The organism is Pseudoalteromonas sp. JSTW, from assembly GCF_013423925.1.
GTDB lineage: Bacteria > Pseudomonadota > Gammaproteobacteria > Enterobacterales > Alteromonadaceae > Pseudoalteromonas > Pseudoalteromonas lipolytica.
This window is the reverse complement of record NZ_CP058973.1, coordinates 824,084-848,137: the sequence shown is the minus strand read 5'-3', so window position 1 is coordinate 848,137 and position 24,054 is coordinate 824,084. Positions and strand designations below refer to the sequence as shown.

Annotated in this window: 19 protein-coding genes; 11 read left to right on the top strand and 8 right to left on the bottom strand. The window is 42.3% G+C overall.

Annotated features, from left to right (window positions below):
* Window positions 1–8: 8 nt before the first annotated feature.
* From GZH31_RS19860 to GZH31_RS19845, 4 genes are all read left to right on the top strand, one after another.
* Complete coding sequence (locus GZH31_RS19860; protein ID WP_036972526.1) at window positions 9–1,238, top strand: phosphopentomutase; 1,230 nt, start codon at window positions 9–11, stop codon at window positions 1,236–1,238.
* Window positions 1,238–1,939, top strand: a complete 702-nt coding sequence (gene deoD, locus GZH31_RS19855) for a purine-nucleoside phosphorylase (RefSeq protein ID WP_036972525.1) — start codon at window positions 1,238–1,240, stop codon at window positions 1,937–1,939. Before GZH31_RS19860 ends, deoD begins: the two co-directional genes overlap by 1 nt.
* Window positions 1,940–2,251: 312 nt before the next feature.
* Window positions 2,252–2,992 (top strand): ferredoxin--NADP reductase, encoded by a 741-nt coding sequence (locus tag GZH31_RS19850; RefSeq protein WP_036972964.1) that lies wholly within the window; start codon window positions 2,252–2,254, stop codon window positions 2,990–2,992.
* 71 nt (window positions 2,993–3,063) lie between these two features.
* Entirely contained in the window at window positions 3,064–3,882 is an 819-nt protein-coding gene (locus tag GZH31_RS19845) for a nuclear transport factor 2 family protein (RefSeq protein ID WP_180311808.1), read from the top strand.
* Window positions 3,883–4,393: 511 nt separating this feature from the next.
* Here GZH31_RS19845 and GZH31_RS19840 read toward each other — a convergent pair.
* A complete protein-coding gene (locus GZH31_RS19840; protein ID WP_036972521.1) occupies window positions 4,394–5,284 on the bottom strand; it encodes a tetratricopeptide repeat protein in 891 nt (296 codons plus the stop codon).
* Window positions 5,285–5,557: 273 nt separating this feature from the next.
* On the opposite strand from GZH31_RS19840, the gene GZH31_RS19835 reads away from it, so the two are divergent.
* Entirely contained in the window at window positions 5,558–6,931 is a 1,374-nt protein-coding gene (locus GZH31_RS19835; protein WP_180311807.1) for a GAF domain-containing sensor histidine kinase, read from the top strand.
* A 63-nt stretch (window positions 6,932–6,994) separates the two neighbouring features.
* On the opposite strand, the gene GZH31_RS19830 is transcribed toward GZH31_RS19835, so the two are convergent.
* A complete protein-coding gene (locus GZH31_RS19830) occupies window positions 6,995–7,252 on the bottom strand; it encodes a hypothetical protein (protein WP_036972519.1) in 258 nt (85 codons plus the stop codon).
* A gap of 262 nt (window positions 7,253–7,514) precedes the next feature.
* Here GZH31_RS19830 and katG point away from each other — a divergent pair, with 262 nt between their 5' ends.
* On the top strand, window positions 7,515–9,692 hold the full coding sequence (gene katG, locus GZH31_RS19825) for a catalase/peroxidase HPI (protein WP_180311806.1): 2,178 nt from the start codon (window positions 7,515–7,517) through the stop codon (window positions 9,690–9,692).
* A 110-nt stretch (window positions 9,693–9,802) separates the two neighbouring features.
* Here the strand turns inward: katG and GZH31_RS19820 are convergent, their stop codons facing one another.
* From GZH31_RS19820 to GZH31_RS19805, 4 genes are all read right to left on the bottom strand, one after another.
* A complete protein-coding gene (locus tag GZH31_RS19820) occupies window positions 9,803–10,810 on the bottom strand; it encodes an alpha/beta fold hydrolase (RefSeq protein WP_180311805.1) in 1,008 nt (335 codons plus the stop codon).
* Window positions 10,811–11,204: 394 nt separating this feature from the next.
* Window positions 11,205–13,124 carry a hypothetical protein gene (locus GZH31_RS19815; RefSeq protein ID WP_180311804.1) on the bottom strand — a complete coding sequence of 640 codons (1,920 nt, stop codon included), beginning with the start codon at window positions 13,122–13,124 and terminating at the stop codon, window positions 11,205–11,207.
* Window positions 13,125–13,257: 133 nt separating this feature from the next.
* Window positions 13,258–14,856 carry an ABC-F family ATPase gene (locus tag GZH31_RS19810; RefSeq protein ID WP_074988464.1) on the bottom strand — a complete coding sequence of 533 codons (1,599 nt, stop codon included), beginning with the start codon at window positions 14,854–14,856 and terminating at the stop codon, window positions 13,258–13,260.
* A 668-nt stretch (window positions 14,857–15,524) separates the two neighbouring features.
* Window positions 15,525–16,295 (bottom strand): EAL domain-containing protein, encoded by a 771-nt coding sequence (locus tag GZH31_RS19805; protein ID WP_075593395.1) that lies wholly within the window; start codon window positions 16,293–16,295, stop codon window positions 15,525–15,527.
* Window positions 16,296–16,718: 423 nt separating this feature from the next.
* Here GZH31_RS19805 and GZH31_RS19800 point away from each other — a divergent pair, with 423 nt between their 5' ends.
* The 4 genes from GZH31_RS19800 to GZH31_RS19785 all read left to right on the top strand — a co-directional run bounded on the left by GZH31_RS19800 (window position 16,719) and on the right by GZH31_RS19785 (window position 21,278).
* Window positions 16,719–17,276 carry a TetR/AcrR family transcriptional regulator gene (locus GZH31_RS19800; RefSeq protein WP_180311803.1) on the top strand — a complete coding sequence of 186 codons (558 nt, stop codon included), beginning with the start codon at window positions 16,719–16,721 and terminating at the stop codon, window positions 17,274–17,276.
* A 66-nt stretch (window positions 17,277–17,342) separates the two neighbouring features.
* On the top strand, window positions 17,343–17,840 hold the full coding sequence (locus GZH31_RS19795) for a DUF417 family protein (RefSeq protein WP_180311802.1): 498 nt from the start codon (window positions 17,343–17,345) through the stop codon (window positions 17,838–17,840).
* A gap of 465 nt (window positions 17,841–18,305) precedes the next feature.
* Entirely contained in the window at window positions 18,306–19,931 is a 1,626-nt protein-coding gene (locus tag GZH31_RS19790) for a methyl-accepting chemotaxis protein (protein ID WP_036972510.1), read from the top strand.
* Window positions 19,932–20,037: 106 nt separating this feature from the next.
* Window positions 20,038–21,278, top strand: a protein-coding gene (locus GZH31_RS19785) for an IS3 family transposase (protein WP_374027183.1) whose coding sequence is annotated in 2 segments (ribosomal slippage) — window positions 20,038–20,395 and window positions 20,395–21,278 — 1,242 coding nt in all. Because the reading frame shifts where the segments join, the coding sequence is not laid out codon by codon here.
* Window positions 21,279–21,318: 40 nt separating this feature from the next.
* Here the strand turns inward: GZH31_RS19785 and GZH31_RS19780 are convergent.
* Together GZH31_RS19780 and GZH31_RS19775 are read right to left on the bottom strand one after the other, a co-directional pair.
* On the bottom strand, window positions 21,319–21,726 hold the full coding sequence (locus GZH31_RS19780) for a phosphate ABC transporter substrate-binding protein (protein WP_065979240.1): 408 nt from the start codon (window positions 21,724–21,726) through the stop codon (window positions 21,319–21,321).
* A gap of 12 nt (window positions 21,727–21,738) precedes the next feature.
* Window positions 21,739–22,884, bottom strand: a complete 1,146-nt coding sequence (locus GZH31_RS19775; RefSeq protein ID WP_180311801.1) for a porin — start codon at window positions 22,882–22,884, stop codon at window positions 21,739–21,741.
* A 388-nt stretch (window positions 22,885–23,272) separates the two neighbouring features.
* Between GZH31_RS19775 and GZH31_RS19770 the strand changes: the two genes are divergently transcribed.
* Window positions 23,273–23,869 (top strand): bifunctional 2-polyprenyl-6-hydroxyphenol methylase/3-demethylubiquinol 3-O-methyltransferase UbiG, encoded by a 597-nt coding sequence (locus tag GZH31_RS19770; protein WP_180311800.1) that lies wholly within the window; start codon window positions 23,273–23,275, stop codon window positions 23,867–23,869.
* Window positions 23,870–24,054: the final 185 nt, after the last annotated feature.

The following is a 24,054-nucleotide window of genomic DNA, read 5'->3' as shown; positions in this document are numbered from 1 at the left end:
AGGTACCCATGGCAAGAGCAATCATCTTAATGGCAGATAGCTTAGGAATTGGCGCAGCACCTGACGCAGAGAAGTTTGGTGATGTAGGCGCGAATACCTTTGCTCATCTATTGAAAGCCTATGCAGACGAAACGGGTGAGCATTTAGCGTTGCCTAATTTAACGCGCTTAGGGTTAGCCGATGCATGTGAAGCTGCAGGTAAAGAGCCTTGTTTAGTCAGTGACCGTCAAGCGCCAACAGGTGCGTGGGGTTATGCTAAAGAGTTATCAAGCGGTAAAGATACACCGTCTGGCCATTGGGAAATGGCGGGCGTTCCTGTGTTATTTGATTGGGGTTATTTCCCAAATACACAGCCGTGTTTTCCGCAAGAATTTGTTGACGAGCTAATTGCTCGTTCTGGTATTCCTGGCATTTTAGGTAACTGTTATGCCTCAGGAACCACCATTTTAGAACAACTGGGTGAAGAGCATATGAAAACCGGCATGCCGATTTGCTACACCTCAGTTGATAGCGTGTTTCAAATAGCCGCGCACGAAGAATCATTTGGACTGGAGAAACTTTATCAGGTTTGCGAAATCGCACGGGCGCTGCTTGATGAAATGAACATAGGAAGAGTGATTGCGCGGCCATTTTTGGGTTCTAACCGCGATGATTTTGCCCGCACAGGTAATCGTCGTGATTATTCGGTGTTACCACCGTCGCCAACCTTGCTTGATAAATTATCGCAAGACGGCGGTGAAGTGATCAGTATTGGTAAAATTGCCGATATCTATGCACACCAAGGCATTACCCAAAAACACAAAGCCCCGGGCCTGATGAACCTACTTGAGAAAACCTCAGAAGTGATAGCATCGGCTCCGGACCATAGTTTGATTTTTACAAACTTAGTTGATTTTGATGAAAAGTACGGTCATCGCCGTAATGCAGTGGGTTATGCCACAGCGTTAAAAGAGTTTGATGATTACTTACCGACTATTTTAAATCAGCTACAGAGTGATGATGTACTTATCATTACCGCTGATCACGGTTGTGATCCAACCGCAGCGGGTACTGACCACACACGTGAATATGTGCCAGTACTTGCCTACCAACCGGGAATGACAAACACCCCGCTTGGTGAAAGAGCTAGCTTTGCAGACATAGGTCAAACCCTTGCCCAGTGGTTTAATCTGCCTGCACTTGAATACGGTGATGGCTTTAAAGATGAGCTATTAGCGAACAAAAAAGGAAACCAATAATGAGTACTCCTCATATCAGTGCCAATGTAGGCGAATTTGCAGAAACGGTATTAATGCCGGGTGATCCACTGCGCGCACAGTACATTGCTGAAAACTTTTTAGATGACGCAAAACAAGTAACAGGCGTTCGTAATATGTATGGCTTTACCGGTACCTACAAAGGTAAGCCAGTGAGTATTATGGGTTCTGGGATGGGTATTCCATCGATGTCAATTTATGCCCGTGAATTGATTGTTAGTTATGGCGTTAAAAATCTAATTCGAATTGGTACCTGTGGCGGTATTGGTAGCGATATTAAAATTCGCGACGTTATCTTTGCACAAGGTGCAAGCACTGACTCAAACGTAAATCGTGCACGTGTGCGTGGTTACGATTTTGCCGCTATTGCTGATTTTGGTTTACTACTTAATGGCGTAAACGCTGCGAAAGAACTAGGTATCGAAGCAAAAGTAGGTAATGTATTCACAACAGATACATTCTACCAAGCAGATAACACATTCTATCAAGAGCTCGACAAACTAGGCGTACTCGCCGTTGATATGGAAACAGCAGGCATGTACGGCGTAGCAGCCGAGTATGGCGCAAAAGCAATGGCACTATTTACCGTAAGTGATCACGTGATCACCGGAGAAGCAACGCCGAGTGAAGAGCGTCAAAGCACCTTTAACGAAATGGTTAAAATTGCTTTAGAATCAATTTAATTACATTAAAAAAGTTCCTTGGTAACGTATTCACTGAAATTTGGAGACACGCCCAAAGTGAAGTGAGACTAACCTCAAAGCCGCATTTATGCGGCTTTTTTTATGCGTGTGTAATGTATTAATTTAAAAGGGATAGCCAGCAAATAATCAACAAAAACTAGTCAGCTGCGAAACGGTCGTAGCGAGTTTGCCTAGCCTATTAACGTGTATTATCTTTTTCGTATCGCGTATTTTAAAACTTCTTACTATGCCCATTGACACCACTACCAATTCTTGCCACCTTTAATAAAGGAACATAACTCGAGGATGCGTATGTCTAATTGGATTGAAGCGAAGGTTAAAGACGTAAAATGGTGGACCGACTCGCTATTTAGCCTAATAGTGAATGCAGATGTCGAGCCATTTACAGCGGGCCAGTTTACTAAATTAGCGATGCAAGTGGGTGATAAACGGGTAGCACGCGCTTATTCGTATGTGAATGCACCAGACAACCCTGATCTTGAGTTTTATTTAATAAATGTCGAAGACGGTCAACTGTCTCAGCAGTTAGCGCAATTAAAACCGGGGGATTCGGTGACCATTGAACGCCGCGCTACGGGCTTTTTTACACTGGATGAAGTACCAAGTAGCGAGCAACTGTATATGCTTAGTACGGGCACCGCGCTTGGGCCATTTATTTCAATTTTAGAGCAAGGCGATGTGTGGCAAAAGTTTGAGCACGTGCATTTAGTGCATGGTGTGCGTTTAAACGAAGACCTAAGCTATCAACAGCGTATTGCCGCTTTGCAAAAGCAAAACCCTAATCTTCACTATTCGCCCGTAGTCAGCAGAGAGTCAGCATCAGTCGGGTTTAATGGCCGGATCACTGACGTTATAAAAGATCATCGTTTATTTGAGGTCACTGGCAAACACGTTAATCCAGACACGGCTCAATTTATGATTTGCGGTAACCCCGAAATGGTAAAAGACACCACGGCAATTTTGTTAGAGCTTGGCTTTAGTCGCAACCGTCGCCGCGAGCCTGGGCAGATAACCGTTGAGCAGTATTGGTAAAAGACTATGCCTAACAGCGAGAATTTGCTACTTTAGCGCCTCAAATCAGGAATGATGCATTTAGGAAAAGTATGAAACCGTTATTTTTTGCAATTAGTTTATTATTCACATGGCAGTCTATTGCAAGTGACGAAACTGCCCAAAAAGCCGAGCCACAAACAAAAGCTGAACAAGAAACGAAAAGCGAGCAAAAAACAGAAAAATCAGTGCCAGCCTTAGAATTTATTGAAGGCAACACAACAGCAACCCACACAGACGCCCGCGCCTTAAAGACAGACCAACAAACGACAACAGAGCAAGCCGTTAATAACCCGCAAGAGCCTGTAACAACAGAAACAGCGCAACCTAAAGTCGTTGCTGAAGAACAAAAAGCAGCAGCTCAGGTTGATGACAGCAAAGTGCTTGGTACACAAACGCCAGTACCAGCAGAAAAACCAAAAACAGCACAAGCAAAGCAAGAAGCTGTCGCAGAGGCCGAAAAAGCAGTTAACCAAGCTAAAGAAGCGTTAACGGCTAAACAGCAAGAGAAAGCGCGTCAATCTCGCGAGTCTATGGCGGTTATTGAACAAGTGATAGCGGCTTATAATGCGCGTAATATTGAAGCATTTATTAAAATGTACGATGAGAATGTTGAGTTTTATGCGTTTCCTAATGAGTTAATGTTCACAGGCAAGGAAAAACTGATTGCGCGTTACGGCATTATGTTTAAAAAATTGAAGTGTATTAAGTCATCGCCTATAAAACGCATTGTGCTTGGCAACATTGTTATTGATCACGAGTTATCAGAAACTTGCTCACAAGACCCCAATGTAGTGGATAAACGTTCTGAGTTTGTGACCAGTTACCAAATTGAGAATGGCAAAATAACCAAGGTGTTATTCTTCCGTTAAGTAAAAAAGAGCAGCTGAGCTGCTCTTTTTTGTTGAATGGTAGGCGTAAAATTTATTTAGTATAAAAGTGAATCGCGCTGCTCGAACCTCGAACCTAGCTGCTCGAACCTCGAACCTCGAACCTCGAACCTCGCTACTCGAACCTCGTTGCTCGAACCTCGCTGCTCGAACCTCGCTACTCGAACCTCGCTACTCGAACCTCGCTACTCGAACCTCGCTGCTCGAACCCCGTTACTCGAACCTCGCTACTCGAACCTCGCTGCTCGAACCTCATTGCTCGAACCTCGCTACTCGAACCTCGCTACTCGAACCTCGCTACTCGAATCTCGCTGCTCGAACCTCATTGCTCGAACCTCGCTACTCGAACCTCGCTGCTCGAATCTTGCTACTCGAACCCCGCTGCTCGAACCTCGTTACTCGAACCTCGTTACTCGAACCTCGCTGCTCGAATCTTGCTACTCGAACCCCGCTGCTCGAACCTCGTTACTCGAACCTCGTTGCTCGAACCTGCTTAAGCCGTTTCATTTAATAACGAATTAAAGCTTTCGTTATCGTGTAAGCTTGCAAATGCACTTTCGTGTAATAACTCATTACGCAAGTTTGGCGAGTACTCAAGGGCCATACGAATATCAGCCATCGCATCAGCATGTTTGTGTAACAGCGCGTAAGCACAGGCACGTTGCCAATAGGCATACCCATAATCACTGTCCATTTCGAGTGCTTGATTACACAATTCAATCGCTTCACCTGTTTGATTAATTTCTAATAGTGCATCGGCTTTATACGCGATTGCTTCTACATCTTCAGGTTTACGTTTTAAAATCTCATCAAAAATTTCAATCTTGTTAGCTACATCACTTTCTAAATTCGCACGCATCCACAAAGAGTGTACTTCGTTGGTGATCGAGATTTTTTTCTGGTTCGTTAAAATTTCTTCAGAGCGCTCTCGTAGCTTTTCTTCTAGTACTTTTAAGCGTTCTTCGTATTCTTTAGTAATTGCACTCACTCGCGTATTTACAATGTCTTCTACTTTATTTTTTACATCACGTAATGAGTTCCAACCAACTAAAACTAAAATAGATGCCGTAATAGTAATAATGAAAAACACATTGTTAATGGTGTCGGTGGTATAAGTTAATGCACGGTCGGCAGTATCTAACTGGGTATGAGTAACTTGTTTTGTTACATCTTCACGCAGCTTTTGTTGATCTTGGCGTACCGCTTTAAGCTCATCAAGAATATAGCGCTCTAACAAAGGCTTATACATAGGCTCTTGCAGTTTATCGAGTGCTTGTTGTTGCTCTGCTTCGGTTAAGGCAGGGCTGTTTTCTTGTGCTGTTTGAGCCTTGGCAAAGTGACTAAAGCTCATTAAAAAGGTGAATAAAATTAAGGTATAACGCATGACATATTCATTGTTTAGTGAATTCTAAAGTAACTTTAACATGCGAGGCCTGTGTGGACTAGGCAAAAAAAAACCAGCTCAAAATAGAGCTGGTCAAACTGCTTAAACAACATAACGTTGTAGGGGGTATCAACAGGAGTTAGGTACAATATAGCCACTTTAATCTGAACAACTACTTAATACTAAAAGAGTTTCTAAAAAGTAATTTTTGATATCTCAGATTTTCTATGTTCGTCTAGACTTAAGGTGTCCTGCAACTAAAAGGTGAGTGTAATGCGCCAACAACTAGTCCAACTGCTTTACGGCGTATCAATGTCTTCGGATCTTGATAGTGGTAATGTTGAATTAGCTGAACGCTTAATTCTAAATGCTGTACTTGATGGCCTTGAAATTGGTCGGGCAGGAATATGGTTACTAAATAAAGAAAACACCGCGATTGAATGTCGTTTGCTACTCGACAGAGAAAACGGCAAAGAGATCCAAATGATCGTATTGCCTCGTGATGCTTATCCTGCTTATTTTAAAGCCCTCGATACCCAGCGCACGATTACCGCTGTTGATGCTCACACAGACCCTGCAACATCGGAATTTAGCGAAAGTTACCTTGCTCCCCTCAATATTGGTGCGATGCTTGACGCTCCCATTCGTTATAAAGGCAAAATGATAGGTATTTTTTGCTGTGAACACATTGGCGGACAACGCCAATGGACAGAAGATGAGTGTTCATTTATCGGGGCATTAGCCGATTTATATGGGCGTGCGCTATCGGCGCAAGAAAATGAACGCATCAACGCTGAACTAGAGCGCTCAAATCAACTATTAGAGCAACGGGTTGCAGAACGAACTCGTACACTCGAAAAAACCTTAACAGAGCTTACAGACACCCAAGAAAAACTCATAGAATCCGAAAAAATGGCATCGCTAGGTAATCTTGTTGCCGGCATTGCGCATGAGGTTAATACGCCTATCGGCATCGCCGTCACAGCAAATAGCTCTGCAAAAGATAAACTCACCGAACTCGATAAGTTTGTCCAGTCAAACACCTTAACAAAGGCTGCGCTTATTGATGGTATGAACCATTTAAATGAATGCTTTAAAATATCTTTCACTAACCTTGAGCGCGCTGCAAAGCTGATTAGTGACTTTAAACAGACCGCTGTTGATCAGTCTTCACTTAACTTACTTGAAACAAACATTAAGGATTACCTCGAAAACATAGTGCACAGTTTAATGCCGCTGACCCGCGGTCATAACGTTACAGTGACCATAAAGTGCGACGATGATCTTAATCTGATCACCGTGCCCGGGGCTATAAGTCAAATAATATTAAACTTGGTGAATAATAGTTGTGTGCATGGGTTTACGGGCCGTCAGCAAAATCACATTGATATAGTAGTGACCGTTAACCACGAAAACGACACATACACACTGTGCTATAAAGATAACGGTCACGGCATGAGCGCAGAGGTAATACATAAAGTGTTTGAACCCTTTTTCACCACCAAACGTGGTACAGGAGGCAGTGGGCTTGGTATGTCAATTGTTTATAACCTTGCAACCCAAGCATTGCAAGGCGAGGTAAGTATAGCGAGCGAGCTAGACCAAGGTGTTGCTGTAACCTTTAAATTACCGATGAAAATAGCCTAACTAACTAAAAAATAGACTAAATGGAGTGAAAATAATCTGGTGACAGGGTAATAAAATTAAAATTTAATCAGTGTGTTTACCAAGACACGACACATCATCGCAGCGGTTGTCTTTACAAAATTGTTTGATACGTCTTTTTGAATATAAATAATTAATACTGAATGGCGTAACAATAAGCACGAGCCAAAATAGTAATGGGCTTCTAAAAGCCAGTCCTGCGATAGAGGCAGCGATGATCCCCGTTAATACTAATATTGGCAAATTGGCGATGAAAAAGTTAATACTTAATTGTTTAGCAACATCAGGATTAATGGTTTTCATATGGGACTCACTGTTAATTAATACCCTTATAAAATGGTCGACTTTCGCTGTTAACACAAATCAGATTTTTCTATCAGAGCAATCGATTTAAAGTCGCGTTTGGGGTCTGGCATTATTTTCATACAACTCCTATAGTTCTAAATAACGGGAACTTCTAACTGATTAGTGATTCATAACTAACAGAAAATCCCTTTTATGGCGAAACTGCATTTAATTGGGATTTAAAATATTTCGTCACATTTTAGCTTATAAGGAGCAAAAAATGAGTAATGGAAAAACGGGTCAATGCCCGGTAATGCATGGTAGTAACACGGTCACCGCTCAATCAAACACAAATTGGTGGCCTAACGCGCTAAACTTCGACATTCTTCATCAACACGACAGCAAAACAAGCCCATACGGCAAAGACTTTAATTATGCCGAAGCATTTAAATCTCTCGACCTTGAAGCTGTAAAAACCGATTTAAAAAACCTCATGACCGAAAGCCAACCGTGGTGGCCAGCTGATTGGGGCCATTATGGTGGCTTAATGATCCGCATGGCATGGCACTCTGCTGGTTCGTATCGTTTAGAAGATGGTCGTGGTGGCGGTGGCACAGGTAACCAACGTTTTGCACCTTTAAATTCGTGGCCCGATAACGCCAACCTAGACAAAGCACGCCGCTTACTTTGGCCTATTAAGAAAAAATACGGTAACAAATTATCTTGGGCCGATTTAATGATTCTAGCTGGTAACATGGCGTACGAATCAATGGGCTTAAAAACCTTTGGTTTTGCGGGCGGCCGCGAAGATATTTGGCATCCAGAGAAAGACATCTACTGGGGAGCCGAAAAAGAATGGCTCGCTTCGAGTGATGAACGTTACAGCAATGTAGAAAAACCAAACACCATGGAAAACCCATTGGCTGCGGTACAAATGGGCTTAATTTACGTAAACCCAGAGGGTGTAAACGGTAACCCCGATCCACTTAAAACGGCAGAGCAAGTGCGCGAAACATTCGCTCGTATGGCAATGAACGACGAAGAAACCGCAGCGCTTACCGTCGGTGGTCACACGGTGGGTAAAACGCATGGTAATGGCAGCGAAGCAAATGTAGGCCCAGAGCCAGAAGCCGCTGATGTATATGAACAAGGCTTAGGGTGGAACAACCATACCTCGCGTGGCATTGGCCGCGATACCATGACATCGGGTATCGAAGGCGCATGGACAACGCACCCAACTAAGTGGGATAACGGGTATTGTTATTTACTACTTAACTACGACTGGGAACTTAAAAAGAGCCCAGCAGGTGCGTGGCAGTGGGAACCTATTAACATTAAAGAAGAAGACAAACCGGTTGATGTTGAAGATCCCTCTATTCGTTTAAACCCAATTATGACCGACGCCGATATGGCGATGAAAATGGACCCAACGTATCGCAAGATCATCGAGCGTTTTAACGACGACTTTGAATACTTCAGCGATGTGTTTGCGCGTGCATGGTTTAAGTTAACGCACCGTGATTTAGGACCAAAGTCTCGTTATTTAGGGGCCGATGTACCGAATGAAGATCTGATCTGGCAAGATCCGATCCCAGCGGTCGATTACACGCTAACAGACAGCGAAATTAGCGAGCTTAAAACCAAGTTACTGAATTGTGGCGTAAGCCAAGCCGATCTTATTACTACCGCGTGGGATAGTGCCCGCACCTACCGTTGTTCAGATCACCGAGGTGGCGCAAACGGGGCACGTATTCGCCTAGCACCGCAAAAAGATTGGCAAGGCAACGAGCCAAAACGTTTAGCCAACGTACTTAGCGCGCTCGAGTCGGTTCAAGCAGATTTAAGCAAGCCAGTAAGCCTTGCCGATTTAATCGTGCTAGGTGGCAGTGCAGCAATAGAACAAGCAGCAAAAGCTGCAGGGGTTGATGTAACGGTGCCATTTGCACCAGGACGAGGTGATGCAACTGACGACATGACCGACGCCGAGTCGTTCGACGTGCTTGAGCCAATACACGATGGTTTCCGTAACTGGCTTAAAGAAGAGTATGCAGTATCAGCAGAAGAGCTCATGTTAGAGCGCACGCAATTAATGGGCTTAACGGCACCAGAAATGACAGCACTTGTGGGTGGTATGCGTGTGCTTGGCACTAATTATGATGGGACTTTGCACGGTGTATTCACCGATAACGTAGGCACACTCAGCACCGACTTTTTCGTAAACCTAACCGACATGGCCTTTACGTGGAAACCACTAGGCAAAGGCTATTACGACATAATTGAGCGCAGCACAGGCGTTACTAAATGGACTGCAACACGGGTTGATTTAGTGTTTGGTTCAAACTCAATCTTACGCGCATACGCCGAGTTTTATGCACAAGACGATAACAAAGCACGTTTTGTACACGACTTTGTCGACGCATGGGTGAAAGTAATGAACGCCGACCGTTTTGATCTTTAATTTAAGTTAATAAATATCAAAAGGCTACAGCATTGCTGTGGCCTTTTTTATAGCAATATTATTAAAGCGTAAACATCGCTTGCATATTAAAGAGACGCACATTATGAGCGTTATTCTTTAAAGGCTAACGCTTTATTCATCGCCTTTTTAAACAGCTCAAAATTTTCAATATGAGGCAAGTGACCAATGTCTTGTAGTTCAATTAAGTGCGCAGTAGGAATGAGATTAGCGGCCGTTTTACCCAGCTCGTCATAGCGACCAAGTTGGTATTCTACACCCGGCTTTTTCCAGTTACGGCCAGGACCTGTTCTATCGCGAGTACCAATAATTAAAGCAACAGGCATTTTAAATTGGTCGAACTCAGTAATAACCGGCTGAGTGAAAATCATGTCATAGGTTTTAGCATTAACCCATGCCATTAACTCATGATCAGGCCCCTGAATTTGGCCACTCAAAAAGTGCGTAAGTTGCTCATAGTCTTGATTCCATTTCCCGTCATAATAGTTTTGTTTTTGATAGGCAATGATCTTCTCGGGTGTTTTACCAAGCTCAAGATCATAGAAAAAATCAGTGTCTTTGTATTGAACATAGCTAAGGTAGTTTTCAAGCCCAATCGGGTTCAATAAAATAAGTTTTCGCACTTGCTCAGGAAACATTAATGCATAGCGGCTTGCCAGCATTCCACCCATAGAGTGCCCCAAAACAATAGGGCGTTTTATACCTAACGACGTAATTAATTGATGCGTATTATTGGCAAGGGCAGGGAACGAAAACTGATAATCTTTAGGCTTTGAAGACTTACCAAAACCAATTTGATCGGGGATTAAAACACCATAGCCCGCTTCATTTAAATACTTCGCTGTCGATGTCCAGTAATGACCATTAAAGTTTTTACCATGCATAAGCACAACGGTAGGCTTATCACCCTTAGGTTTTAAATACGAGTAAGCCATTTTTAAAGAAGATTGTTGAGAAGACAGGTTAAAAAACTTAACAGGGTAGTCGTACGAGTACGTACTCAACTCAGCGTCGTAACTGAGTTTTTCATTATTTGCTAGCACCGAACTTACGTTAAACAGCGCTACTGCTGAGATTAATATTACGCGTAATAATACCATTATCCTTTCCCACCATTTTTTAAAAAAGTGTCTCCAGCGTATCATCCCTGCTTTAAATTTATAATATAAATGCCACGAAAAAATACCGCGCAATGCAGCCATGAAACTTATCTCTCGCGCTTTTTTTACGATTTTATACCGCGTATTCAGCGCTAAGCTTGACTCTCTAAGCTCGAACCTCGCATCTCGCATCTCGTAGCTCTTATCTCGCATCTCGAACCTCGCACCTCGTAGCTCGAACCTCGCACCTCGAAACTCGCACCTCGTAACCCGTACTTGTAGGCGTGAAATTTATTTCGCGCGCCATCGCGCCATAGTGTGTAACCACATCATGAAACAATTGACGCGCGCAGGTTAAAAACAAAAACCTAAACAAAAACCTAAACCTCTTTGCTTATTGCTTACCCATCCAATAACTATGCTGATATACGTTTTCTTTATAAACTTGATCGCTGTAATCATATAAACGTTGCCATATTAAGCGGTCGAAAATGTATTTATCACTGTCTTTATAAAGCATTTTAAAGTTAGTTAATGACAAATAACTGCCAGTTTCATTGGCTAATATTTCGTTTTTACAGCTTACAAACTCATCAGCGCTTGGACACAAAGACATCAATGCAAACGTAATGCTATTGTCGCTTTCGAGTTGCCAGTATGCGTTTGGTGTGAAATAAGCAGCGTCTGTCTCCCCAAAACTAGAGTTGAAATAGTAGCTGCCCTTTCCATCGTCGTTAATAAACCAAAATACTTTATTATTTCCGATGATAAAGTCTTGGCGTAAGTAGCTAAATACCTCTTTGTAATCAGCTAATGTGATATTGGTTTCGTCTATGACTTCTAATAGCTCGTAGGCTAGGCGTGCTTGGCGCTCTTCTTTATTACGTTCAAGCGCATAAAGCATTTTACCTGTGTGCATTGTAAAAAATTGCAATGATGTATCTGAGCCATTGCCTGTTAACTTTATGGTTTCGCCATTATTATCTAAGGTGTAATGCCACTTAAATGAATCGTTGTTTTTTGGTGTGTTAAACGTGACGGTCGCTTGGTTAGCAGCTGTTATAGCAAAGTGTGTAGGCACATAGCGTAATGTTAAACCCTCGCCAGTGTCTGCAATCTTATTATCTAAACGGCCTGTATAACGTGTGCCAATTTCAAGGTTGGGTACTGCGGTTGGTGTAATACGGCGAAATGTGCCGATCGATGTTTGCGTTTGCATTGCGGCAACAAGCTCTGCTGACTCAGCTATTTGGCTTGGGGTTATTTCATCGTGATAAGTTAAATTGTGGCTTACTTTTACGACCAAAAAGTCATCAAATTGCGCAATAATTTCTGCATCTATTAAGTTTAAGTCAAATGCAACATTAAACTCGTAGCCATCTTTGTGTAATTGCGACGTGTTATACGTATTAACAAGCGTGTCGCTAGTAATTGTAAGTTGTGTGCCATTAAGCATCGCCGAAAAATCGGCATAAGGTTGGAATAGTGTTTTTCCTGAGGGAGTCGGCACTGAGCTGGCTAACACAAACTCAAAGTAGCTTTCTTCTGCTTCTGTATTCAAATGATTTACAGTGTGAAATGTACTCACACGGGTATCAACATAATAGTGTGAGCGTAATTCAGGCTGTGTTTTATACAATGTAACTACGTCGCCTTTGTCTTCAGATACATTAAAAAACTCAACACGCAGTGCATCATCACGCTTAGCCAAAACATCAATTTCAATCAATGCTTTTTGAGAACAGTCCAAAACACAGTCAATAGCGTGTGTGTTTAACGCTACCACGTCAGGATTTGACCATTTAAAAGCACTTAGCTCACCATTGTGTGATAGAACGCCGCTATCTTTCGAGGCAAAAATGAGTTGAATGCTCGCATCCTTAGTGTGCCAATTACCGATTATATCGTCATCGCTTAACGTTATAGATTGCCATGCTTCGCGATTTTCAGCGACATTCACAATGAGCGTATACTGATTAGTCGCTTTGCCATCCGACACCTCAACCGTAAATGTATGGTTCGCAATATCGAACAAACTGGGTTCAATTTTAAAGGTGACTTGGTTATTTTTGCTAGACAGGTTCAGCCATTCTGGCTTATCAATGATTGTTGCAGTGATTGTATCGTTTTGCTCATCTTTTACATCAACCACTAAGGTTGCAGGCTCAAGTGCTTTTGTATTTATTGTTAATGAGCCAGACAATGTAGGTGCGGTATTTTGTACTACTTTATCATCTGGTTTTTTATCTGTTGATGAGCCGCCACAGGCCGTGAGCGCAAGCGTCAGTGCCGATACGCCAAGGAACTTTTTCATTTACATCCTAAAAATTTGTTATGTTTTGTAAGGGAGATGTAAATTACCTAAAGTGGGTAAGTAGGTCAAAGGTATTATGTAACTGAACGTAAACAAAAAGGTGAGCTAAATAGCTCACCTGTATAAAAAGGGGTTATGACTCTTGTTGTGCAACATGGTCCATATATTCGTCAAATGTGCCCTGAAAATCGATGATCTGTTTGTCCTTAATATCGATAATGCGGGTTGCCAATGACGAAACAAACTCACGGTCGTGGCTCACAAAAATAAGCGTGCCTTCGTAATCTTTTAACGCATTGTTAAGCGCTTCGATGGCTTCCATATCCATGTGGTTCGTGGGTTCATCCATTACGAGTACATTAATGTCTTGCATCATTAATTTACCAAATAACAAACGGTTTTTCTCACCACCAGAACAGTTGCGCGCCTTTTTGTTGGCATCGTCTGCGGTAAATAACAAACGCCCTAGCATGCCACGCACCATTAAATCGTTATGCTTGGCTGTGCGCCACTGCGACATCCAGTCGAATAGGGTTAAGTCGTTATCAAAGTCTTTAGTGCTGTCTTGTGGGCAGTAACCAACGCTTGCATTTTCTGACCATTTAACAACCCCTTCGTTACTTTGAAGTTCGTTCACTAAGCAGCGTAAAAAGGTCGTTTTACCCACGCCGTTTTCACCAATAACAGCCAGTTTTGCACCCGCTTCAAGTAATAAGTCGCCGCCGCTAAATAAGGTTTCGCCGTCAAAGCCATGGCCTAACTTAGTGAGTTCAAGTGCTTGGCGGTACATTTTTTTGCCTTCGTCAAAGTACAAAGACGGGCTCATACGGCTTGATGATTTAACTTCATCTAGCTTAATTTTATCCATACGTTTAGCACGTGAACTCGCTTGCTTTGCTTTAGAGGCGTTAGCGCCAAAGCGGTTTACAAAGTCTTGAAGCTCATCGATTTCAGCGCTTTTCTTCGCATTTTCGGCCAGTAATTGTTCGCGTTGAAGGCTAGATGCCTCAATAAACTTTTCGTAGTTACCTGGGTAAATGCGCAGTTCGCCATAATCAATGTCGGCCATGTGCGTACAAACCGAGTTTAAAAAGTGACGGTCGTGCGAAATAATAATCATCGTACACTTACGTTGGTTAAGCTCATTGGCTAACCAGTTAATGGTGTAAATGTCTAAGTTATTGGTTGGCTCATCAAGAAGCAAAATATCAGGATTAGCAAACAGCGCTTGTGCTAATAACACACGCAGTTTCCAACCCGGTGCTACATTGGCCATTAACCCGTAATGAAACGCTTGTTCAATACCAGCTTGAATTAAAATTTCTTCAGCGCGGCTTTCTGCCGTGTAACCATCCATTTCGGCAAAGATACTTTCAAGCTCTGCGACCTTCATGCCGTCTTCTTCGCTCATTTCTGGTAATGAGTAAATGCGGTCACGCTCTTGCTTTACTTTCCAAAGCTCTGTATCGCCCATTATTACCGCATCAACCACTGTGTATTGCTCAAACGCAAATTGGTCTTGGCTTAGCGTTCCGACTTTTAAGCCTGGTGTAATCGACACGTTGCCTGAAGAAGGGGTAAGTGCACCACTTAAAATTTTCATAAAGGTTGACTTGCCGCAACCATTTGCGCCAATTAAACCATAGCGGTTACCGTTACCAAACTTGGCTGAAATGTTTTCGAACAACGGCTCTGCGCCAAATTGCATGGTGATATTTGCGGTTGAGATCAACGAATTATTCCTAGAAAAATACTGACAGGGTTATGGTGCAAAACTGCGAAAATAAACAAGCAATAGGGTAAATAATAGGCCGCGGATTATACAGATCCACCCACCGGAAGGCTATTAAATTTATATGAATACTAACGAGGAAAGATTAGAGCTAATAAAACAGACTTTATTGCCCTATTTGCACCCTACACAGTTTAAACAATGTAGGCATGAAATTTATTTCGTGCGAAAAGTTCAATCGGTAGCAATGGCTCTACATCGCGTATTTAGTCCGCACCTCGCTGCTCGCACTTCGTACCTCGCACTTCGCAGCTCTTAGCTCGCATTTCGTAACTCGCTCCTCGCACTTCGCACTTCGCACCTCGCACTTCGTACCTCGTAGCTAGCACTTCGCACCTCGCACTTCGCACCTCGCACTTCGTACCTCGCACTTCGTACCTCGCACCTCGCACTTCGCACCTCGCACTTCGTACCTCGCACTTCGTACCTCGTAGCTCGCATTTCGTAGCTAGCACTTCGCACCTCGCACTTCGCACCTCGCACCTCGCACTTCGCTCCTCGTACCTCGCACTTCGCTCCTCGTAACTCTTAGCTCGCATTTCGTAGCTCGCACTTCGTAGCTCGAATTTCGCAGCTCGAATTTCGCAGCTCGAATTTCGCAGCTTATGCTAATTCAACAAACTAAAATCGACCTCGGGTAGGCATTCAAATCCTGGGCGAGCAAATAAATACCCTTGCATTAAACTGACGCCAGCACTGCGCAGCCATTGGTATTCTTCAATACATTCAATGCCCTCGGCAAGAGGCGTTATATTAAGCTCTTCGAACATTGCAATACAGTGGCTAACAATTGTTTGGCGTGCTTTATCAAGGTGAATATCGCGAACTAACTCCATATCAAGCTTAATAATATTACTTTGGAAATCGGCCAATAAATTTAACCCTGAGTAACCAGAGCCAAAATCGTCGGTCGCAGTAATAAATCCAAGTGATTGATAATACTCAATAACGCGTTTTATATGAGCGGTGTCTTCGACTTGTTCAACTTCGGTAAACTCGAACATTATTTGCTTAACAGGAAAGTTGTATTTTTGGGCGGCTGCTAGCGTCGTTTTAATACAACGCTCAGGTTGATAAATCGCATTAGGTAAAAAGTTAATACTTAAAATAGACGGTAACGCTAGCTTTGCAGCAAGAGAAATGGCTTTAACACGGCACAGTTGATCAAATGTGTAACGGTTATCGTCATTAACCTGAGAAATAACAGAATAAGCCGACTCATTATTAGGGCCTCTCACTAAGGCTTCGTAACCAAAAATATTCTTTGCGGAGCAGTCAATAATAGGTTGAAAAGCCATGGTGAAGTCAAAGCCTAGTTCTAAGTTGTCTTCACACAGTTTACAGCTTACTTGCTGGCAATTAGTTTGGTTAGTGCGCATTTTTTACCTATTTATTAAGTATTCTCTTATATAATAGTGCTAGTAAATTCGTAAATGTGCAATGTTCTCGTCTGTATTGTTTTACATAGGTTGTTGTAATCTTTTAGTTCTGTGTGGTGCTGCTCGCTTAAGTACATTGCTACAAGCCTTTAACTAGCAGAACACACTGACAATAGAACTGCTGATAACAGAGCAATCGATTAAAAAATGTTTCTCACAGTGAACCTTTAACAGTGCACTTAAAACGTCATGTAGCTTAAAAAAGTCGTTTTTAAAAATAGCTTACTCGCTGTGCTCATGCCAGAAATAACGCGGCTTTTAGCCTTAAACGCACCGTATTTTTTATGCTCAGGCATGATTTATTTTACGCATTGATTAAAAAATAACTTGCAAGCCTACCTACTGGTAGGTAACATCCTCAACATGAACACGACATATACAAACATACTGCAACACGCCGATGCGCTTATTCAAAGCAGTGGTTTCCATGGTTTTAGCTATGCAGACCTTGCTAAAGAGCTCGATATTCGCAAAGCGAGTATCCACCATCATTTTGCAACCAAAGCCGATTTGGGCATTGCGTTTTGTCAGTTAAAATGCGAGCAGCTAAAGCAGCTAGAATCACACTTAAAAACGTTGCCATCAGCCAAAGCACGTTTACAAGGTTATTTTGCTGTGTTTCAAAGTTGTGCGAACGATGGGCAAATGTGTGGTATTTACGCCATGCAAACCGACTTGCGACTCATGGCCGAACCGCTGCAAAAGCAGGTATTAAAAATGGCTGATCTTGAGCTAAATATACTCAGTGATATTTTGCAAGTCGGACTTGATAACGGTGAGTTTAATTTTAAATCTACTGCTTATCAGCAAGCGGTCATTATATGTTGCGCAATAAAAGGTGCACTTATGCTAAACCGAAGTGAGCATCATGCTGGTTTGTTTAATCAAACGTGTGATGCATGGATTGAGATGCTGGCCTAGTTCAGCACTCAAAAAATTTTACCTAGCAAACCTACCTACTAGTAGGTTAAATAAAGGAGAGCTGTCATGACTTTTACGAATACACAATTAACAACGTTTAACGCCCTTGGTGAAAAGCTAGAAAAAGCAGGTGTGCCGCTTATCTACATTACACTCGGTATCATCTATATTTGGTTTGGTGGTATTAAGTTTTCTGCGGGGCAGGCTGAGGGCATGTACGGCATGATAGCTAATAATCCACTGGTTTCGTGGATGTATGCCCTTTTCTCAAAGCAAGGCCTGGTAAACTTTTTAGGCTCGCTTGAAATTATCATCGGCTTATTATTTTTCGCACGCTTTATTAACCCCGCTTTATCGGCGCTTGGTGGGCTGTTATCCATGGCGTTATTTACAGTAACTATTAGCATGATGGTGTTTTTATCAGGTATTACGAGCGATGCCGGTTTTCCTGTATTGAGCTTTGTGGGTGAGTTTTTATTAAAAGATATAGGGTTATTTGCAGCGTCGTTGTTTGTTGCTGGTAACAGCTTAAAAGCGTTAGTTGCAAAGCAAAACGCCCAGTAATGCCCGTGTAACATAAAGGTCCGAAAGGGCCTTTTTTCGTTTCAGCGTGATTATTATGCTAGTTAGTTGCTTAACACGTAAGGTGTGTAGCGAAAAAACAGCCAGCAAACATACTTTACAAGCCTTAAGTTTAGGCTGGGGGTATAAAGTAGGGGCATGCCTTATAAACATGGCTTAGTGTTGTTGCCCTAAATGTGACCTTTCCCCCAAAATTAACACCGGTTTTCTGTTCGAAATAATCCGCTAACTTAGCGAAAGTAAATGAATTACATCTAAAAATACTGACACCAAAAAAGCGTGTCAATTTAGATAACTGCTATACTAGAAAAATCACACAAGTTAAGCCTATATCATGATGATACTACACTTTATTTATACGAATAAAGTCTGAAAATTGAAATATAATTAATACTTTAGGGAAAACAGGCGATAATACTAGGTAACAAGACAGCAAAGGTGGATTCAATGTCTGCAGGTATTTCATTTAAAAATCTAAGTATTACAAAAAAAATTCATGCCATAACATGCATTGCAGTCATTGCATTTGTCATTATTGTGCTAACCAACTATATCGCGATGAGCGATAATAGAGGCTCACTTGATGAGCTAGAAAAGTCGTCTTATCAAGTCGTTAAACTCACCTCGGCAAATGTGGCCTTACTCGAAAAGCTCGATGAGCTATACACACAAGCGGTCACCTTTGGCGAGTCAGACTTAGTCGATAGCGCAGCACAAACGTACAAAGTAATTAACGAAAACCTGCAAAATATTATTGCTATCAATAACAGCTATGTGAACGCAGAAACAAAAGAAAAACTACAGCAATACGCAAAAACCTCTTCTGCTATTGCCAGCTCCATGATCGACGGTACAGCCGACTTTAGTAAAATTCAGCAGCAGGCACAGCAAAAAACAAAGCTATATGAAGCCGTACTCACCGGCTTTAAAGGGGCTCAGGCGCGCGCTGATGACCGCTTTTTTGAATTAGTACAAGCCACTAAAGCGCGTTCTGACAACGCATTGCATTTAATGCTCGTTGTGTCGATTATATCGTTAGTTTTATTGGTGATTACCTCAATTTGGATTGCCCGTGGTATTGGCTCGTCTGCAAGTGCGGCTGCCGACAACTTACGCTTACTTGCAGATGGCAAAGGCTCTTTAAGCACGCAGCTGGCTGTGCATGCTAAAGACGAAATTGGTCATGTATCCATTAACTTTAATGCCTTTATAAAGCTATTAAAGGCCGCAGTACTTGAAGTAATTGCAGTGTGCGAGCCGCTAATGGAAAACTCAACCCGATTAGTACAAGGTATGGAACGCGCCGAAAAAGCCACAACCAAACAAACGACCGATGCAGAAATAGTGAAGCAATCAATGGAAGAAATGCGCCAAAGCGTGGCCGACATCTCTCATTCTGCTGCAAGTGCATCTGAAGCAGCGCAAACAGCAGAGCGCGAAGTAGAGCAAAGCCGCACGCAAATTCAGCGCTCAGTGATAGAGTCACGCACCTTAAGCGACGAAATAAACCAAGCCGCTTCAACAATCAACCAATTGGCAAGCGACACTAAAAACGTAACGCAAATTTTGAACGTGATTACCTCAATTGCAGAGCAAACCAACTTATTAGCGCTGAATGCTGCAATTGAAGCCGCGCGCGCCGGTGAGCAAGGTCGAGGCTTTGCCGTGGTAGCCGACGAAGTAAGAGAGCTGGCTTCACGTACATCGCAATCGACAAATGAAATCAGAGAGCTGCTTTCAACACTTACCACCGCAGCCAGTGAATCGGTAAATGCAATGAACTCAGCGCGCGACATGGCAATGAACAACGCCGAAGCCGCAGAGAATACAGGCCTATCGATTGAGAAAATCTCTGAGCAAATTTTAGAAATTAATGGCATGAACTCGCAAATTGCCGCCGCAACCGAAGAGCAAACCTCTGTTGCCAGCATGGTTGTAGAAAATGTATCTAACATGCATATGTCGTTCGAAGAGACTATGGACTCGCTTTCGGCAGTACGCGATGTTGCTAAAAACTTACATTACCTGTCTGACTCACTGTTAGACGCCACAGCAAAATTTAAAGTTGAATAAGCTAAAAACGACACGCTAAAATTAAAAAAGCCACTTCATATTGAAGTGGCTTTTTACTACGTAAACTGTCTCGTCCTGAAATGTGTTTACACATTTAGGACTTATTATGACCAAGTCAAATAATACACCGATCAAACGAACACAACGAGATTATTCATTAGGCTTTAAATTACAAGTTGTCGACGCTGTAGAAAAAGGCGATATGACTTATAAACAAGCCCAAAAAATTTATGGCATACAAGGTCGCTCAACTGTGCTTACTTGGTTGAGAAAACACGGTAAGATGGATTGGACTCAATCACCTAAGATGACTATGCCTAAATCACCTAAAGCCAAAGAAAGCCCCGCACAAAAAATCAAGCGTCTCGAACGAGAGCTCGAAGATGAGCACTTACGTAACCTGTTACTCAATGAAGTGGTTAATATTCTTGACGCTGAGCATGGGACAAACCTTAGAAAAAAGTATATTGCCAAGGAGCAAGAAGCCTTCAAAAGCAAAAAATAGTTAGCTTAGAACGTGCTTGCAAGCTGCTTGGGATAACGAGACAAGCAATATATCAACGAGAGAGCAGAGCTAAATTGCGTGCTATTGAACTTGCACCAGTTAAAGCGATGGTATTGGAAATACGACGCTTTATGCCGCGTTTAGGTGGAAGGAAATTATATTTTCTACTGAAACCCAAACTCATAGAGCAAGGTATAAGTTTAGGTCGAGATGCTTTTTTTAGTTACTTAAAAAGTGAACATTTATTGGTTAAACCTAAGCGTAGTTATACAAAAACGACGTTTAGTAAACATTGGATGAAAAAGCATCCTAACTTGCTTAAAGATAGACAACCATCGAGGCCAGAAGAGGTATTTGTAAGTGATATAACCTACGTTCAATCAACGCAAGGTGTTCACTATCTATCGCTGGTAACTGATGCGTATAGTCGCAAAATTATGGGATATGAACTCAGTGATGAAATGAAGGCGACAGATGTGGTTAAGGCATTAGATATGACCATCGCTAATCGTCAGTATCAATGCAGTACGATTCACCATTCAGATAGAGGGTTACAGTATTGCTCACGGGTATATCAAGTAAAGCTTAATGAAAATGGCATTACTCCATCGATGACCGATGGCTATGATTGCTATCAAAATGCATTGGCGGAGCGCATTAATGGCATATTGAAGCAAGAATTCTTACTCTATAAATGCCAAAATCTGAAAGAGCTACGTGAACTCGTCGAAGAATCAATAGTAATATACAATGAAATGAGGCCGCATTTGAGTTTAGGCATGGAAACCCCAAACCAAGTGCATAAAAAAGACCAGGAGCAAAAGCTACTGGCCTTCAATTAAAACCGTCAACGTATTTTAGGACGAGACAAACAAATACCGATTAAAACGTCGCAATAACTTTTACTTTGTCGGTCACTTTCGCAGCATCAATATAGCCAATCGCATCGTTATTAGAGGCAACAAAGTCAATAACGGCTTGATCATTCGCCAGCTTTTCAGGAGGCGTGCCCTTACCGGTAAAAACCAGCTTAGACCAATACGCATTAAGCTGGCTGCTCGACTTACCAACCACCTTATCGTTAAACTCATCGCTCACGCTGTTACCATCTTGGTTTACAGGGTTTACTTTAGTGCCATCGTCGAACGACTTTGCTTTACCAAGGTAGATCTTTTTAATGGTGCCTTCATCAATTGCATTGCCATTGGCCGGATTAACAATCACGGCAACGTCTGCAAAAGCGGTGCTCGATAAAAGCGTTACCGCTGTAGCTAATAGTAATTTTTTCATTATGAACTCCAATTAAAAAACTAAATCAACAGCAACAGCAACGACATCAGTTTCTGTATCAGTGATGTCATCTTTAAAGCGACTAAAGTCAACTTTTAAAGCGGCAGACGGGTGGAAGTCATAACGAGTACCAATGGTGTAAACGTTACTTTTTGCTTTAACGCCCTCTAATACCTGGTTAATACCCGCGTTTAATGGCGGTACAGCAGGTAACGCGTTATAGCGATTACTATCGTGTTTGTCGTCGTTGTTTTCGTAAGTTAAGTGAACGGTCCACTCATTCATTCGATAACCAACCGACGTGTAATATTGTGTTTGTTTAGCCAGCGCACTGTTTTCTACTTCAAACTCAGTGTACTCAGCGTCAAATAAAATGTTGTTGTAATCAATCGAAAAACCAATCGCAAAGAACGAGCCATCATCTTCATTTGCAGCAATATCATTGGCTTGATCAACAAAGCCTGCACCACGTAATGCTTGCTCTAAGCCATTAAGTGCAATACCTGCGTCGGTATCATTTGCAATATCAATGGTTGTTTCGGCAACAAAGTAAGCAGCGCGAGCGCTAAACCAGTCGTAGGCTAGAGTCCAGTTAATACCCGCAATGTCGTTTAACTCAGTGTCGCCATTAACAGATACAACCGCAATATCACCATCGAAATTGCCGTAAATAACTTGCAAGGTAGAGTCCCAATCGCCTAATTGGGTATTGTGCAATAAGCTTAAACCCTCATAGGTCGAAAACGGTAAGTTATACACTGATTGCGGTGGACGAACCCAGCGGTACGTGTAACCCACATCTAAAAAGTCTGAGTAGCGGTAAAACGGCGCACGCATTTTACCTGCGCTTAGTTGCAGCTCATCGGTAAACTCATAGGTTAAATAAGCCCACTCAAACTCAGCGTCAAAGTCGTTATCGCCACGGGCAACAATTTGCGCTGTCGCACTTAATTTCTCTTGTAAATCAGCTGAAAGCTGCAAAGCAAACATGCTCTCATTCTTAAAAGATATATCGTTATCGTAGCCGTATACAGTTGTGTTGTCGTCGAGAGTTTTACCCCCCACAATTGAAGCAAAGCCATTTATGCGAACTTCTGCAAGCGTGTTTGCAGACACGAAAGCAGCACATAGCGCCAATGCGATAGGAAGTTTTTTCATTGTGTATCCCTAGTATTTAGTATTAATAATGTTGATTTCACTTAACATTATAGTCGTATGTTTAGAAATGGGCGACAAAAGCCCCATTAAATTGTGACTTTTGCAACAAATAACCTGTTATATATCAAACATAACGCGTGCAATGGCGCAGCTTTTACCAACTAAACTGTTAAATTGGTCGTGAGGTAGGCAGGGAGAATACTTCGCGTGTTTAAATTAATTAACACTTTTGGGGCGATTAGCAGTAAAAAATACAATAACGGTTTCATGCCGCGCATTGTTTAACTAGTTTGGCCAATTTAAACTTTCTTCATTCATTTTATTTACCGATATCTCGCTTTAATGCTATTTTTAACCTAAGCACTACTGCCACGATAAAGGACGTAAAATGGCAACCAAAACAATCGATTACTACAACCAAAACGCACAAGCATTTGTTGATGCCACGCTCGATGTAGATTTAACTCAGCTTTACGATGAGTTTTTACCGCTGCTGCCAAAAAATGGCACTGTGTTAGATGCTGGGTGTGGCTCTGGCCGCGACGCCTTTATTTTTAAAGAGCGGGGCTTTAGCGTTGATGCGTTTGATATAAGCCCCGAAATAGCCAAGCTAGCCTCAGAATATTTAAATCAAGAGGTGGCAGTAAGCAGCTTTCAAGACCTAAATGACGTTGAAAAATACGACGGCATTTGGTGCTGCGCAAGTTTAATTCATGTCTCAAAAAACGACTTAACCGACGCCTTTAATAACCTAGCCCGCGCACTTAAACCTCAAGGTATTGTGTATGTATCGTTTAAATACGGCGACGGCGAGCGTGAACACAACGGCCGCGAATTTACCGACCTAAACGAAGTTGGCCTCGAAAGCATTATTAAAAACACCAACCTGTTTATTTTAAAGTCATGGCAAAGCGCCGACCAGCGCCCAGAGCGCGCCAACGAAATATGGCTAAACGCCATTTTGCATAGACGAACGCCAAAGTAAGTCTTTAATCTTATAAATTACAAAACGACAGTGCGGCATGCCTCGTTATGCCGCATTTTTAAACGAATTCCTCACATGTTAATTTAGAGCAACCACTTTATTCGTCGATAAACCCTATATCTATCATGGCTATTCGTGCTAGATTGTTTTTAAACTTAATAGCAGCTTAACGGCTCGTTATTTAG

Bases quoted from the DNA above. Each gene is read 5' to 3' on its own strand.
- GZH31_RS19840 (WP_036972521.1), bottom strand. From the start codon at position 5,284: ATGCGTTATACCTTAATTTTATTCACCTTTTTAATGAGCTTTAGTCAC.
- GZH31_RS19815 (WP_180311804.1), bottom strand. From the start codon at position 13,124: ATGAAAAAGTTCCTTGGCGTATCGGCACTGACGCTTGCGCTCACGGCC.
- GZH31_RS19770 (WP_180311800.1), top strand. From the start codon at position 23,273: ATGGCAACCAAAACAATCGATTACTACAACCAAAACGCACAAGCATTT.
- deoD (WP_036972525.1), top strand. From the start codon at position 1,238: ATGAGTACTCCTCATATCAGTGCCAATGTAGGCGAATTTGCAGAAACG.
- GZH31_RS19800 (WP_180311803.1), top strand. From the start codon at position 16,719: ATGAACACGACATATACAAACATACTGCAACACGCCGATGCGCTTATT.
- GZH31_RS19780 (WP_065979240.1), bottom strand. From the start codon at position 21,726: ATGAAAAAATTACTATTAGCTACAGCGGTAACGCTTTTATCGAGCACC.
- GZH31_RS19845 (WP_180311808.1), top strand. From the start codon at position 3,064: ATGAAACCGTTATTTTTTGCAATTAGTTTATTATTCACATGGCAGTCT.
- GZH31_RS19835 (WP_180311807.1), top strand. From the start codon at position 5,558: ATGCGCCAACAACTAGTCCAACTGCTTTACGGCGTATCAATGTCTTCG.
- GZH31_RS19820 (WP_180311805.1), bottom strand. From the start codon at position 10,810: ATGGTATTATTACGCGTAATATTAATCTCAGCAGTAGCGCTGTTTAAC.
- GZH31_RS19775 (WP_180311801.1), bottom strand. From the start codon at position 22,884: ATGAAAAAACTTCCTATCGCATTGGCGCTATGTGCTGCTTTCGTGTCT.
- GZH31_RS19830 (WP_036972519.1), bottom strand. From the start codon at position 7,252: ATGAAAACCATTAATCCTGATGTTGCTAAACAATTAAGTATTAACTTT.
- GZH31_RS19795 (WP_180311802.1), top strand. From the start codon at position 17,343: ATGACTTTTACGAATACACAATTAACAACGTTTAACGCCCTTGGTGAA.
- GZH31_RS19805 (WP_075593395.1), bottom strand. From the start codon at position 16,295: ATGCGCACTAACCAAACTAATTGCCAGCAAGTAAGCTGTAAACTGTGT.
- GZH31_RS19850 (WP_036972964.1), top strand. From the start codon at position 2,252: ATGTCTAATTGGATTGAAGCGAAGGTTAAAGACGTAAAATGGTGGACC.
- GZH31_RS19790 (WP_036972510.1), top strand. From the start codon at position 18,306: ATGTCTGCAGGTATTTCATTTAAAAATCTAAGTATTACAAAAAAAATT.
- katG (WP_180311806.1), top strand. From the start codon at position 7,515: ATGAGTAATGGAAAAACGGGTCAATGCCCGGTAATGCATGGTAGTAAC.
- GZH31_RS19860 (WP_036972526.1), top strand. From the start codon at position 9: ATGGCAAGAGCAATCATCTTAATGGCAGATAGCTTAGGAATTGGCGCA.